We start from the raw sequence: 13,902 nt of genomic DNA on the forward strand, positions 1-13,902 counted from the left end.
TGAGTTTAAAGATTTTTCCTAAATCAAATCTCGTAGAAAATCCTCGTTTGCCTTTGCTTAAATGAGGTAAAATCCATTTTTCCAGTTTATCTTTGCTTATGAGTTCCAGATTTTAGTTCTTTTTTTTTGCAACTCTAAATTGCTAATTTTCTGGAAACTCTTTTTCTAAAAAAGTTTAAACAGGCTTAAATAAAAAATAAGAGTGGGGGTTGAAAAATTTCCACTTTTTTTGTGAATATTAGGAATATGGATCTTTATTTTTATAAGAGTTTTGTTACTTGATAAAGATGCGTTAAAAAATTTTGCTTGATATTTTCTAATTTGAATATCTTTAAAACCACAAAAATTTCAAATCTCAAATAAGAAATCTCAAATTTAGAAATGACTTTTAAAGAACAAATACAACAGGGAATTCCTACCGAATTACCTCAGCCAAAACCATACGAACAAAGTATCAATCACGCACCGAAACGTAAGGAGATTTTAACGGATGAAGAGAAAAAACTCGCTCTGAAAAACGCTTTACGTTATTTCGATCCAAAATTTCACGCAGAGTTATTACCCGAATTTAAAGAAGAACTGGAGAAATACGGAAGGATTTATATGTATCGTTTCCGTCCGGATTATGAGATGAAAGCGAGAGATATTGCGGAATATCCGGGAAAATCGGAGCAGGCAAAAGCGATTATGTTGATGATTCAGAATAATCTGGATTATGCAGTGGCGCAACATCCTCACGAATTGATTACTTATGGTGGAAATGGTGCAGTTTTCTCAAACTGGGCGCAATATCTTTTAACAATGAAATATCTGTCTGAAATGACGGACGAACAAACATTAACGATGTATTCCGGACATCCGATGGGATTGTTTCCTTCACACAAAGATGCGCCAAGAGTAGTCGTGACGAACGGAATGATGATTCCGAATTATTCCAAACCGGATGATTGGGAGAAATTCAATGCGTTGGGTGTGACACAGTACGGACAAATGACGGCAGGAAGTTATATGTATATTGGTCCACAGGGAATTGTTCACGGAACAACGATTACGGTTTTGAATGCGTTCAGAAAAATAAATAAAGAACCAAAAGGCGGATTGTTTGTGACTTCAGGACTGGGCGGAATGTCAGGAGCTCAGCCAAAAGCAGGAAATATTGCAGGTTGTGTTACGGTAATTGCAGAGGTAAATCCAAAGATTACCAAAATCCGTCACGACCAGAAATGGGTGAACGAAATTCACGAAAACCTGGATGAATTGGTTGCAAGAGTGAGAAAAGCTCAGCAAAATCACGAAACGGTTTCTCTGGCTTATCTTGGAAATATCGTTGAGGTTTGGGAGAAATTCGATGCAGAAAATTTAAGAATCGATATCGGTTCAGATCAGACTTCGCTTCACAATCCTTGGGCAGGCGGTTATTATCCGGTCGGACAGACCTTTGAGGAATCCAATACGATGATGGCAGAAAACCCTGAATTATTCAAAGAAAAAGTTCAGGAAACCTTGAGAAGACACGCGGCAGCTATCAATAAACATACAGAAAAAGGAACCTATTTCTTCGATTACGGAAATGCTTTCTTGTTGGAAGCTTCAAGAGCCGGAGCCGATGTAATGGCAGAAAATCCGACTTTGGGAAGAGAATTCAGATACCCTTCATATGTTCAGGATATTATGGGACCGATGTGTTTTGATTATGGATTTGGTCCGTTCCGTTGGGTTTGTACGAGCGGAAAACCGAAAGATTTACAGAAAACCGACGAAATTGCCTGCCAGATTTTAGAGGAAATGATTAAAAATTCTCCAAGCGAAATTCAACAACAGATGAAAGATAACATCCAGTGGATTAAAGGGGCTCAGGAAAATAAACTGGTCGTGGGTTCACAGGCGAGAATTTTATACGCTGATGCGGAAGGAAGAATGAAAATTGCTGAAGCCTTCAACAAAGCCATTGCCAATGGAGAAATCGGGGCAGTGGTTTTGGGTAGAGATCATCACGATGTTTCGGGGACGGATTCGCCGTACAGAGAGACTTCCAACATTTATGACGGCTCGAGATTTACGGCAGATATGGCGATTCACAATGTGATTGGCGACAGTTTCCGTGGGGCGACCTGGGTTTCTATTCACAACGGTGGCGGCGTTGGCTGGGGTGAAGTGATTAATGGTGGTTTCGGAATGCTACTCGATGGAAGCGATGATGCCGACAGAAGATTAAAATCTATGCTGTTCTGGGACGTCAACAACGGAATTTCCCGACGAAGCTGGGCAAGAAATGAAGGTGCTGTTTTCGCCATCAAAAGAGCAATGGAAGCCGAACCGAATTTGAAAGTGACACTGCCGAATTTTGTGGATGAGAGTTTGTTTTAAAACTTTTTAAATATGGAAAAACCTGCTGTGAAGCAGGTTTTGTTTATGAAATTGCAGATTTATCTTTTATTTATAGCGGATTATTGCCCGGAAGATATTATTTAAATTCTTAATTTTTTGATATTCCAGTTATGTATTCTCTCAAGCAATTAGGGGTAGAAGCATACTGGGATAAGTTCGAACATAGTGTTGCGTAATCAAATTTTAAATTACAGCTATATTTTTTTTCGAAAATGTCTGAATGTTTTTTATAGTCTAAGGATTGTAATCTAAATAAAAATAACTCTAATAGTTTAAGGAAAAATTTTCCTCGAAATCTACTTGTTTTATTTTCCGAAGAAAAAGCAGCTAGCTTTTTTTCAAAAGTTGCTGCATCTATTTTTTGTGCAGAAGAAAATATCTTTTCAATATTTTCGATTGTTGAGATTTCAGATATCTGATTTATATTTTCCAATCTTTCATCTAAAATATTTTTTGGAAATAGATCTTTTAAATTTTTATCAATATTTAATCTTGTGCTTTGTTTATTTGTATTTCTAATATCTGCCTGACAAGCTAACCAAATATTTAAATTATTAACAATTGAAATATATTTATTTAAAAGTTCACGATACATTTTCATGCACTTTACGAAATCCGGAGATTCTGGAGTAAATTTAAATTCAGCAATTAAAATTTTTGCTAAGCATTTTTCGGTAATGAAAAAGTTCTCAATGCTATAAGTAGGGGTTACATAGATTGTGTTTGCATAGTTATTGTTGTCAAAATCAGAGTCTATAAAGAATAATGTAGAAACTTCCTTATATACTGCAGAATTTTTAATCAAATTGTGAACTTTCACAACATTACCTTTACCATTACAGATAAAATCTTTTAATTCCTTATCATAAACTATGGTTTCTATTCTGATAGGATAATAAAACCTATCTTCTAAACCTTCATAGAATGCGTAAATGTTTTTTTGATTCTTTTTGTAAGAAAGCATAAACTGTGTATAAGCAACATGTTCATTTTCAGATTCTGATCTGAGTTTTTCTACGATATTATCACTCATCTTATCAATCAATATATACATTCATACCGGTTGCATACATATCCAACTCATTTTTGAAAATAAATGGTGAATGTGTTATGGCGACAAGAAACTCGCATTTATCAGATTCAATAATATCAGGTAAAAGTTGCTTTTGCCAATCTATAGATAAAGAAAGTTCTGGCTCATCAAATAGAACAATAAATCCTTTGTAATCTTCTAAATAAATTCTAGAAAAGATTGAAACAATTTGTTTCTCCCCAGATGATAGTTGGCTCAAATTTACTGGTTCCTCAGTAGAATTTCTTCTTATTTGTATTGTAACAGAACTTTCATCGAATATGATTGATTTATCAACTAAGTATTTGTTGCAAATCATTACGAATGTCTTTATTCGATTGTCTAACTCTTTCTGTTTTTCGTAGATTTCTATTAATTTTGTTAGAAAGAATACCAAATCTTTTTTTTCGTTTAGTTTTCGTGATTCTAAAATTCCCAAAATATTGTTGCGGTCATGTTCTGAAAGGTTTCCTCTAACCCTATTTAAGATAATTTCAATATCTGCCTTCTGTAATTTATTAATTTCAGTTTCGGATGGTTCTGGAAAACCTTTTAGCATTTGAGTTAGAATTTGTCCCGTAACAGCGGTGAATCCAGATAATGACATATCATTAATTTGTTTTAAAACATATGTAATTCTTTGGTCAACATCTTTCATTCCAAATTGAATTAAAGTGTCATTTTCAAAATGAAATATCTCATCTTCTTCTTCCTCTTCTTCAAAATAAAGTTCATCTTCAAAAGGACTATTGTAATGGCGTCTTATTGGTCCCAAATTTTGCAATTCCTCTTCAACTCTCCTATATGTGGGGAAATATATAATTGTTGATGTAATATTTTTATTAATAACTTTAATTATATCTTCAAAAATGATTACAAAATCGTCTAGTAATAATCTTATTAGACAATCAACAAGTATTGATGTTGGAGCGGAAAGAGTTCGGTTAATTTGATTGCTAACAATATAATTTAATATTTCATTATGATCTAAAGTATATTTTCCGTTTTCTTCTTTTGTAATTAATTGTTCTTTAAGATTATCGATGTTAGGAATAATATTTCTTAGCTCATTTACTAATTTTGTTGTTCCACGCTTCCGTTGTCTCTTGTCATCCATTAAATAAGATGTCAAATTTTCTTTAGTAAAAAAAATTACATCATTATTTTCGAAAGTAACTTCAATACTTACAAATGGAATCTTTAGAAGTTTACTCCATTTTCTAGTAAGAGTATAATATAAAGTATTTAAAATAGTTGTTTTACCTAATCCATTCTCTCCAATTAGAATTTTAATGTTTTCGTTGAAAGGTATTTCAACGTTATGAATATTAAATAGGCCTTTTATGCAAAACTTTGATATTTTTGACATGATATATATAGTTTTTTCAAATATACGTAAGCAAAATTAAACATCTATACGGATTTCCATAAAAAGGGAAAAAATTCAAAAAAATATTTCGAGATTAATTTCAAATCAAAACCTCTTGCATCCGCAAGACCTCACAAACACCCTTAAAACAAACTTCCTGCATCTGCATTTTGTTTAAAACAACTTTGTTTGTAACCTCATGCAATTGCAGGAAGTCTCCCACAAGTTGCGGGGAACTTCTTGCAACTGTATTTTATTTCCCACAAAATGTTTGAAACTAAATGCGGAATTATTTATATTTGTTTTGAGTAATTAATACATTTTTAACAAACAAACACATTAAACGATGAAAATTTCATTAGTGAGATTGAGCACTAAAGACCTTGCGACTTTGGCTCAGAGAATTATTTCAAACATTCAGTCAGGAAAATATCCTGTGATTTCCAACCATCCGCTTACCGCAAATTTGCAGACTTCCTACAACGAATACGATTTGGTGTATACCAAACAAATCTACAGCGGAAAAGGACAAGACGTTGCCAAAGCAGACCACGAAAGGGATGTCACTTACACCAATCTGAAAGCATTCCTTAACGGTTACCGAAAACTTCAGACAGCGCCTAATTATCAGTCGGCGGAAGATTTGTACAACGTTTTCAAAACTTTCGGACTGAATCTTGACCGTTTAAGCTATTCCTCACAGACCGCTCAGATGAAAAAGCTGATTGAAGAACTAGAAACTCCGCAAAACCAACAGAGCATATCGCTTCTTTCCCTGAATCCTGCTTTCACGGAAATGAAAACAAAGCATGAAAATTTTGAAACTCTGTTTGCAGATCAGGCGGATGCCAATGCAGATCTCCGAAATCAGTCGAGTGCTTCTGCCATCCGCAAAGATTTAGAGAAAAACCTGAAAGCGTATCTCAATCTGTTGACGGTCATGAAAGAAGTTCAGGGTTGGGAACTGCTCTACACCGATACGAATGAGCTGGTAAAGGCAGCAAAAAATTCGGAGGTGAAAAGGAAGGAAGAAAAACCGGAATAAATTATAAGGACTCAGCTAGGTGCTGAGTTTTTTTGTTGGAGCATAATTTGGCGTTCAGTTTGTCATCCTGTAAGGATCTAAATACGAATCTTTCCAAGCAGTTCTCTAATACTATATTGAGATCCCTACGGGATGACAAACTGTGTGTGGTAATGTGTTTGTGAGAGTTGAGTTTTGCAAAAAATAACCGCAACGTTTGTCATCCTGAAAGGATCTAAGCACGAATTTTTCCATGCAGTTCTCTAATACTATGCTGAGATCGCTACGGGCTGACAAAGTGTGTGTGGTAATGTGTTTGTGAGAGTTGAGTTTTGCAAAAAAATAACCGCAACGTTTGTCATCCTGAAAGGATCTAAGCACGAATTTTTCCATGCAGTTCTCTAATACTATGCTGAGATCCCTACGGATGACAAAGTGAGTGCGTATGTGTGTAAATGCGTTTACAGTATACAGAGTATGTGGTAAAAATTATTTATATTGGCTTAAATAAAAAACACATAATGATTGAATTCACAGAAGGAATATATACATTCTACGTTTATATTCTTACCAATAAAAGTAGAACTGTTCTGTACACAGGTGTAACAAATAATCTACACAAAAGGTTAAATCAACATAAGACAAAGTCAAATCTCAATTCATTTACCGCAAAATATAATATAGAATTCTTGGTTTACTTTGAAAAATTTGGATGGATTCAACAAGCAATTGAACGGGAAAAAGAAATAAAAAATTTAACACGGATTAAGAAATTAGAGCTGATAAGAATTAAAAATCTCAATATGGATTTTTTGAATGATTTGTTTCTACAAGAGTTTTGATACCATTGCGCGACTGTTTCCGAACAATTCTCTAATACTATGTTGAGATCCCTTCAGGATGACAAAATGGGCGTGAAACAGCTTGTGAATTCTGCTTTAAGAAAGAATATCATTACTAATCTGAATTTAGATGATAATAAGCGTCCTGTTTGTCATCCTGAAAGGATCTAAACTCAAGTCTTTCCAAGCATTTCTCTAATGCTAGGCGAGATTCCTACGGGATGACAAACTGTGTGTGGAAGTGTTTTTGTGAATATTGAGTGATGAGTTTAGCGAAAAAATATCCGATACTTAAAAATAATTCCTACTTTTGGGAGCAATTAATTTTTAACTAAAAATGGTCAGCCTATTTTGAGATATGACCCAAAAATGGAAATGAAAATCAAAAAAATAATATTCAGCATAATAACCGCTCTTGTTTTAATTATATCAATATTCCTTTATATGAATAGGGATAAATTTGTCTATGTAGGTTCAGTAGATATTATTGAAGTCGATTGCAGCAAAAAACGTCAAATCTTAACCGAAGTTTTAGAAAGTGACCAAAGGATTAGAAAATCAAATGAAGTCATCAAATACGCTAAAGAAGATCACAGGAATCAAGAATTAGTGATTAGCATTATTGAAAAGTGTGGTATGCCAACATTAAAGGAGGTGAATCAAAGACAAATGGATGCAATTTGGTTGGGACTGCAGCACAGTACTAAAGAAATCAGAAAAAAGTATTTTCCATATATCGAGAAAGCGGTAAAAAATGGAGACTTATCTAAGCAACAATATGCATTGATGAAAGACAGGATGTTAATGGACGACGGGAAGCCACAAATATATGGTTCACAAATAGAAAATAGTAAATTGTATCAATTAGAAAATCCTGAAACTGTGAACGAAAGAAGAAAAGAAATGGGAATGGAACCCATAGAGGATTATTTAAAGAATTTCAATATTCAGTTCAATCCGAATTAACAACACAACATATAATCACATAGACGACTCCGGTCATAATTAAATTAAATGGAGTTTGTCTCCCCGCTGATGCGAACATCTTGCTCGTACTCACTCAATTTAGTTTAAGATACGAGTTTAAAGCTTGCGCCAGCGAAGTATAACGCAGAAATATTCATTTTCAAAAAATCTTAGAAAGTATGAAAAAACCTGCTGTGAGGCAGGTTTTTTCTTTTTATGATAGCGCGGATTTATGATCCGTGTTTTGTTTTTTTGCTCACGGATTGCAAATCCGCGAGATCGGGTCATAACTCGACGAAATGCTGAGTTTTTTGTTTTGTGAATTTACTTCACCGCAATGTTTTATTAACACACAGTTTGTCTTCCTGAAAGGATCTAAGTGCAAATCTTTTCATTCAAATTTTATAATGCTATGTTGAAATCCCTATGGGATGACAAACCGTGAATAGAAGTGTACGCAGGAGTTTTGTTTATAAACAGATAAGCGCCATGTTTGTCATCCTGAAAGGATCTAAACATGAATTTTTCCAAGCAATTCTCTAATACTACGATCCCTACGGGATGACAAGGTGGGTGTGGTAGTATGTGTAAATGTTGAGCCTTGAATGTTAAGTTTTGTAAAAGAAAATAAGCGCAATCTTTGTCATCCTATAGAGATATGAAAACGAATCTTTGCAAGCAATTCTCTAATATTGCGTTGAGATCCCTGCGGGATGACAAAGTGGGTGGGAAAGAGTTATGAAAAAGGTAAGCAATAAGCACACAGTTTGTCATCCTGAAAGAATCTAAGTATGAATCTTTCCTAACAATTATCTAATACTATTTTGAGATTCCTGCGGGATGAAAAAGTGTATGGTATGATATTATAGAGTATGTGGGAAAAATTAGATTTATTGGCTTGAATAAAAACAACACATAATGATTGAATTCACTGAAGGAATTTATACGTTTTACGTTTATATTCTTACCAATAAAAATAAAACTGTTCTATACACAGGTGTAACGAACAATTTACGTAAAAGATTACACCAACATAAGACGAAGGTAAATCCTAACTCATTTACCGCAAAATATAATGTAGAATTCTTGGTTTACTATGAAAAGTTTGGATGGATTCAACAAGCTATTGAACGGGAAAAAGAAATAAAAAATTTATCTCGGACTAAAAAACTAGGGCTGATAAGAATTCAGAATCCAAATATGGATTTTTTGAATGATTTGTTTCAATAAGAGTTTTGAGACCATTACGAGATTATTTCATGAAAATTCTTTAATGTTCTGTTGAGATCCCTATGGGATGACAAGCTGTGTGTAGAAATCTGTGCAGGAGTTTTTGCTTATAAAAAATAACCGCAATATTTATCATCCTGTAAGGATCTAAACACGAATCTTTCTAAGCAGTTCTCTGATACTACATTGAGATCTCTACGGGATGACAAAATGATAGGTAAAGTATATTAAAGAAAATTACCTGTTTCCCTTAAACGTCACTCCCAAAGAAAACACAGGTTTTGTAAACTGATTTCCGTTGAGAAAGTCGCCATTCCCGAATACAAACTGATAGGCTGCCCGAGTAGTAAGGTAAATCCCAAGATCATCTTCTGAAATGGTTGCTAATTTTAGGGAAAAATCCAGTCCGCCCTGAACGTTATAGAAAATATCGCGGCTGAGTTTTTTAGGAACTTCATATTCATTTTCGTACCATATGCCATCAACTTCGGAATGGGAAATTTCGGTTGTCTTTTCATCGGGATTAACAAGGCTGAAAAAGTACAGACCGGTAGAAAGATAAGTGCTCAAAGCCACTTTATCGGTATTGATGAAATCATTCTGCGCTAAAAAATTCAGAATAATGTGATTGGAGCGGGTACGGTCTGCGGAGTAACCAAAATTTTCGCTGTATTTCTTGCTGGTAAAACTGAATGCTCCACCCAATGAGATTCGGTCGTTGACGTATGAACGTACATTTAGATTAGCGGCAGGCTGATATTTATAAATCGTAGGCTGCATTTCAACTCCGGCGAAGATGGCCAGCTTTTCTTTTTGTGCAAAAAATAATTGACAGCTCAGTAAAAGTCCTAAAATATAATGTGTTTTTTGCATGACTCAGTATTTTAAAGCTTAGTAGAGAAAAATATAAAAAATATTTATTGTTCCTCTTATTAATAAGACTCTGAAATGTCTAAATGGTTGCTTAATGAATGAAGGAAAATATAGTGACAAAAGCCGTAGGTTTGAGTAGCAGAATGAAATGAAGGGTATCGAAAGTTTTTCTGAAATGATGAACAAATTTATCCGTGAGCTCACTGGTTCTTGATACATTCCGATTTCATTGGACACTCGAACTGACGTATTCATAAGAATGAATGTCATTAGAATTTATTTAGAAATATTAGTATTAAAATGATATTTTTGGAAATATGAAATTATTGACCGCTAAAAAGATTAAAAACTCATGGAAGTTATTCGATGAGAAGAATAATTTTATTGGTGAAAGATTGTTTGTTGGTTTTTTAGGAAATCGTAAGCAATTGATATTGAATGATAAAATCTATAAAATCAGAAATTCTGGATTTTTTACAAACGAAATTCATTATGAAGATGAAAATGGAAGATTGTGGGTAAGAATTGATTTTGTTCATCAGAGGCTATTTTATTACAGCGAAACTGTTACTGAAATTTATTATTTAAAATCTAAATTGTGGTCGAAAAATATGTCTCTGCATAAACTTGAAAATGATAATTTGGTGATGCGTTTTAATTCTAAAAGGTCTTTTTCTACATATACATTTGAAATTGAGACTGATGAAAATTTTAACAATAACTTACTCAAAATGTCGTTTCTCGACCTTAATTTGAGAAATTTTGAAGATTGATTTATAACTTTATCCTAAAACGATGAACATGACTATCAAAATAAATTTATGAAAAAACTAGGAATCATAGGTTGTGGCTGGCTCGGAAATCACATCGCAGAACGATTATCAAATCAATATGAAATCTTTGCAACTACCACCACAGAATCTAAAACAGAAGAATTACAGTCCAAAGGATATCATACAACTTTGGTAAGTTTTCCCAATGAATTGAATGCAGAGATGAAAGAATGGGAAGTAGCAAAAGAATTGGATGCAATCATTATCAGCGTTCCGTTTTCTGGAATTAGAGGTGCGCAAATTCCGATGAATGACAAGAGACAAAACCTTCTGAACTTTCTTGGAGATTTTAAAGGACAGCTTTTTTTAGCAAGCTCGACCGGTGTTTATCCCGAAACAGAAAAAGAATTTACAGAAGACGATAAACCTGCACACGAAGTTGAAAGTGAAAGTTTTATCTTAGAGAAGTTTCCACAAACCAATATTCTAAGACTTGCTGGATTAATGGGCGGTCAAAGACTTTTAAAGAATTATACTATTTCCAATTTAGATCAGCTGGTAAATCATATTCATTATGCAGATATTTGTTCGGTTGTTGAAAAAATGCTCGATAATAAGTCTGAATCTAAAGTATATAATGTTGTTGCTCCGATTCACCCCAACAAAGAAGAGTTGATTAATGCACAGAAAGATTTGCCATATTCAGGAGAAAGAACAAAGGTTGGAAGAACAATTTCTCCTGAAAGATTGATTGAGGAATTGGATTTTGAGTTTCAATATCCTGATCCGAGGTATTTTCATTTGTAGATTTTTCTAACGCAACGTTCGCAAGAATTTTTTATTTAAAGCAGTCATATTTTTCCGTTCGCAAAGGCACTTCGTTCAGCTAAGGCTTTGGGCGATCGTTGCTGAGTGAAACGCCTTTGCGAACGAAAATATTCTCAAAAATTTAACATGAACCTTGCATTCTTTTGCGTTTAAAATGTAAGTTCAAATATTCTGATCAAATATTTATTATATTTGTCTCATAAATTGATACTAAAATTTATAAAATTATGATAGCTGAAATAGAAAAATATATAGAGATTCAAAATAATATTGATGAGATTCTGAAAAATTCTCCCTTCAAAATGTCTTATATTATTGAAAAATCAGGAATTAAAAAACCGACTTTCTTTAAAAAATTAAAAGAGAAAAGATTTACGCCTGAAGAACTTTTGATTATTTCAAAAACCATCGAACCTCAATGGAGAAATGAAACGAAAGAAGAAATTCTGGAATCGTTAAAACGTTCTGAGGAAGATTTTCGAAACGGACGTACACATGACTACAGAGAAGTGATACAAGCTACAAGATTAAGGTTGGAAAAATATAAAAATGGAAATTAAATTTTCTGATGAATCGCTTTCTGATTTAAGAAATATTGAAGAATTTCTGCTCAAAAAATGGAATACGAAAGTTTTTGAAAGTTTTCTAACGAAATTAGACGAAATAGTTGATATAATTTGTGAGGGAAATGTGGTTTTTGGTAAATACGAAAACACAAAGTATCACAAAGTTTTAATAACCAAGCATAATTCTCTTATTTACTTAATTGAAAATGATGTATTAGTTATTATTAGAATTCTCCAAAACTTCCAAGATCCTGATGAAAATTACCAATCTCTGAATGATTAAATCCATATTAGAACCTTTTTTAGCAATCAGTTTTTTGCTGTTGATATTTTCATACAGTCTGCAGGATTTATCATTGATTTATCCCTCCTATTTTCCGAAGCCGGTTTATGATTTTAAGAGAAACCCATTGAAGTCTTCAACGGTACAATTGGGAAAAAAGTTGTTTTATGATCCTATTTTATCGAGAAATAATACCATTTCCTGCTCGTCCTGTCATTTGTCGAATCAGGCTTTTTCTCATGCCGGAAATCATTTAAGCAAAGGTATTGAAGATGGGATTGGCGACAGAAACTCTCCGGCAATTTTCAATCTTGCCTGGCAAAAAACATTTATGTGGGATGGCTCGGTGGTGAATATTGATGTTCAGGCTTTGGCGCCAATCAATCATCCCAAAGAAATGGGTGAGGACATTAATGTTGCGGTAAGAAGAATTAATAAGTCTAAAGAATATAAAACACTTTTCTACAAAAGTTTTGGGGACAGTTTAGCGACCTCCGAACGTCTGATGAAAGCACTTTCACAGTTCCAACTGACAATTGTTTCTGCTAATTCTAAATATGATAAAGTAAAACAGGGAAAGGCAACGTTTACGCAATCTGAAAAAAACGGCTATCAATTATTTAAGCAAAACTGCAGTTCGTGTCATCAAGAGCCTTTGTTTTCCACATACGAATTTGCCAATAATGGACTATCTTATAATGCCGAATTAAAAGACTACGGAAAATGGAACAAAACATTTGAGCCTGCCGATAAGATGATGTTTAAAATTCCGAGTTTGCGAAATCTTGCTTTTACTTATCCTTACATGCATGACGGCAGATTTCAAACACTGTATGAAGTTTTGGAGCATTACGAAAAAGGAATTGAAAAAAGCCCGACTTTATCCAAACAGTTGGAAAAACCTATTGTTTTTACTACCAAAGAAAAAGAAGATTTACTGGCGTTTTTAGCAACTTTGAGTGATTCTGTTTTGGTTTCTAATGTGGAGTATCAAAAGACAAAATAAATTTTAAAGATTTTATTCCAAACAAAATTAAGGTTTTGAATGGAAGGTTTATAGATTTCTCCTTCGTCGAAATGACAAACTTTGTAGATTAGCTCTATTACAATAAAGCCTGCGTTTCTGCAGGTTTTATTTTATTTATTCACTAAAATATTTTCAATAGATTCCAGGATTTCCTTTTCAATACTGTCTTCGTCAAGGTTTTCGAGGGTGTAGTATTGCTCCTTCATCGCTGCGGTTCCTGTTCCGTTCTGGAAAATCGTATCCTGATGAATGCCGATTCTTTTTAAATTCTTATCGGCAACGAACATGATGTGCGGAAACTTGTCATTGGCATAAAAATTAGAATCTACATTCCTTGAAATTTGCAGCTTGATATTGGTTTGCGAATTGACGCCTAAACCGTTTTTAACTTCTTCGTTAAATGAAATCTTGCAGCCGAAACCGTTTTCTCTTAGCATTCTCCTGAATTCCTGCATTTTCGGGTCTATGTAAGTTTTACATATATTCCTGAAACCTTCAATAAACAAATCGTCCTCGCTTTTTTTCTTTTCAAGGCTTTCTTTGAGCTTCTGTTCTTCCGTTTTTAAGTTTGAAAATAAAGAATTGAGCTTATTGATATTTTCTTCTTTCATTTGAAATTTTGTTTTTCAATACGAATTGTACGGCGTAAATATTTTTCAAA

General features: G+C 33.7%; 15 protein-coding genes. 11 read left to right on the forward strand and 4 right to left on the reverse strand.

The features are described from left to right. Window positions 1-381: 381 nt before the first annotated feature. Complete coding sequence (locus ACR1PN_RS00005; RefSeq protein ID WP_433978317.1) at window positions 382-2,367, forward strand: urocanate hydratase; 1,986 nt, start codon at window positions 382-384, stop codon at window positions 2,365-2,367. Between the two features lie 109 nt (window positions 2,368-2,476). Here ACR1PN_RS00005 and ACR1PN_RS00010 read toward each other — a convergent pair whose 3' ends face one another. Both ACR1PN_RS00010 and ACR1PN_RS00015 read right to left on the reverse strand, forming a co-directional pair. After that, window positions 2,477-3,421 (reverse strand): DUF4435 domain-containing protein, encoded by a 945-nt coding sequence (locus ACR1PN_RS00010; protein ID WP_433978318.1) that lies wholly within the window; start codon window positions 3,419-3,421, stop codon window positions 2,477-2,479. 4 nt (window positions 3,422-3,425) lie between these two features. After that, entirely contained in the window at window positions 3,426-4,829 is a 1,404-nt protein-coding gene (locus tag ACR1PN_RS00015) for an AAA family ATPase (RefSeq protein WP_433978319.1), read from the reverse strand. Between the two features lie 346 nt (window positions 4,830-5,175). On the opposite strand from ACR1PN_RS00015, the gene ACR1PN_RS00020 reads away from it, so the two are divergent. The 5 genes from ACR1PN_RS00020 (at window position 5,176) to ACR1PN_RS00040 (ending at window position 8,891) form a co-directional block, all read left to right on the forward strand. Continuing rightward, entirely contained in the window at window positions 5,176-5,874 is a 699-nt protein-coding gene (locus tag ACR1PN_RS00020; protein ID WP_433978320.1) for a DUF6261 family protein, read from the forward strand. Between the two features lie 500 nt (window positions 5,875-6,374). Then, window positions 6,375-6,695, forward strand: a complete 321-nt coding sequence (locus tag ACR1PN_RS00025) for a GIY-YIG nuclease family protein (protein WP_433978321.1) — start codon at window positions 6,375-6,377, stop codon at window positions 6,693-6,695. 39 nt (window positions 6,696-6,734) lie between these two features. After that, a complete protein-coding gene (locus ACR1PN_RS00030) occupies window positions 6,735-6,866 on the forward strand; it encodes a hypothetical protein (protein WP_433978322.1) in 132 nt (43 codons plus the stop codon). Window positions 6,867-7,070: 204 nt separating this feature from the next. Continuing rightward, entirely contained in the window at window positions 7,071-7,661 is a 591-nt protein-coding gene (locus ACR1PN_RS00035) for a DUF6624 domain-containing protein (RefSeq protein WP_433978323.1), read from the forward strand. 918 nt (window positions 7,662-8,579) lie between these two features. Beyond that, window positions 8,580-8,891, forward strand: a complete 312-nt coding sequence (locus tag ACR1PN_RS00040) for a GIY-YIG nuclease family protein (RefSeq protein ID WP_433978324.1) — start codon at window positions 8,580-8,582, stop codon at window positions 8,889-8,891. A gap of 237 nt (window positions 8,892-9,128) precedes the next feature. Here the strand turns inward: ACR1PN_RS00040 and ACR1PN_RS00045 are convergent, their stop codons facing one another. Further along, window positions 9,129-9,764, reverse strand: coding sequence for a hypothetical protein (locus tag ACR1PN_RS00045; RefSeq protein WP_433978325.1), 636 nt, complete (start codon window positions 9,762-9,764; stop codon window positions 9,129-9,131). A gap of 317 nt (window positions 9,765-10,081) precedes the next feature. Between ACR1PN_RS00045 and ACR1PN_RS00050 the strand changes: the two genes are divergently transcribed. From ACR1PN_RS00050 to ACR1PN_RS00070, 5 genes are all read left to right on the forward strand, one after another. Then, entirely contained in the window at window positions 10,082-10,537 is a 456-nt protein-coding gene (locus ACR1PN_RS00050) for a hypothetical protein (protein ID WP_378181705.1), read from the forward strand. Window positions 10,538-10,585: 48 nt separating this feature from the next. Further along, a complete protein-coding gene (locus tag ACR1PN_RS00055) occupies window positions 10,586-11,344 on the forward strand; it encodes an NAD(P)-binding domain-containing protein (protein ID WP_433978326.1) in 759 nt (252 codons plus the stop codon). 248 nt (window positions 11,345-11,592) lie between these two features. Further along, window positions 11,593-11,925: a hypothetical protein gene (locus ACR1PN_RS00060; RefSeq protein ID WP_433978327.1), complete on the forward strand. Its 333-nt coding sequence runs from the start codon at window positions 11,593-11,595 to the stop codon at window positions 11,923-11,925. After that, window positions 11,915-12,214, forward strand: a complete 300-nt coding sequence (locus ACR1PN_RS00065; protein ID WP_433978328.1) for a type II toxin-antitoxin system RelE/ParE family toxin — start codon at window positions 11,915-11,917, stop codon at window positions 12,212-12,214. The genes ACR1PN_RS00060 and ACR1PN_RS00065 overlap by 11 nt, the downstream gene beginning before the upstream one ends. Beyond that, the gene (locus ACR1PN_RS00070; RefSeq protein ID WP_433978329.1) at window positions 12,207-13,220 is read left to right on the forward strand and encodes a cytochrome-c peroxidase; all 1,014 of its coding nucleotides are present in this window, start codon (window positions 12,207-12,209) and stop codon (window positions 13,218-13,220) included. Before ACR1PN_RS00065 ends, ACR1PN_RS00070 begins: the two co-directional genes overlap by 8 nt. Window positions 13,221-13,351: 131 nt before the next feature. Here ACR1PN_RS00070 and ACR1PN_RS00075 read toward each other — a convergent pair whose 3' ends face one another. Next, window positions 13,352-13,852 carry a hypothetical protein gene (locus ACR1PN_RS00075; RefSeq protein WP_433978330.1) on the reverse strand — a complete coding sequence of 167 codons (501 nt, stop codon included), beginning with the start codon at window positions 13,850-13,852 and terminating at the stop codon, window positions 13,352-13,354. Between the last annotated feature and the right edge of the window lie 50 nt (window positions 13,853-13,902).

The sequence above is a fragment of the Chryseobacterium sp. RLHN22 genome, from assembly GCF_051011795.1.
Classification (GTDB): Bacteria; Bacteroidota; Bacteroidia; order Flavobacteriales; family Weeksellaceae; genus Chryseobacterium; species Chryseobacterium zhengzhouense.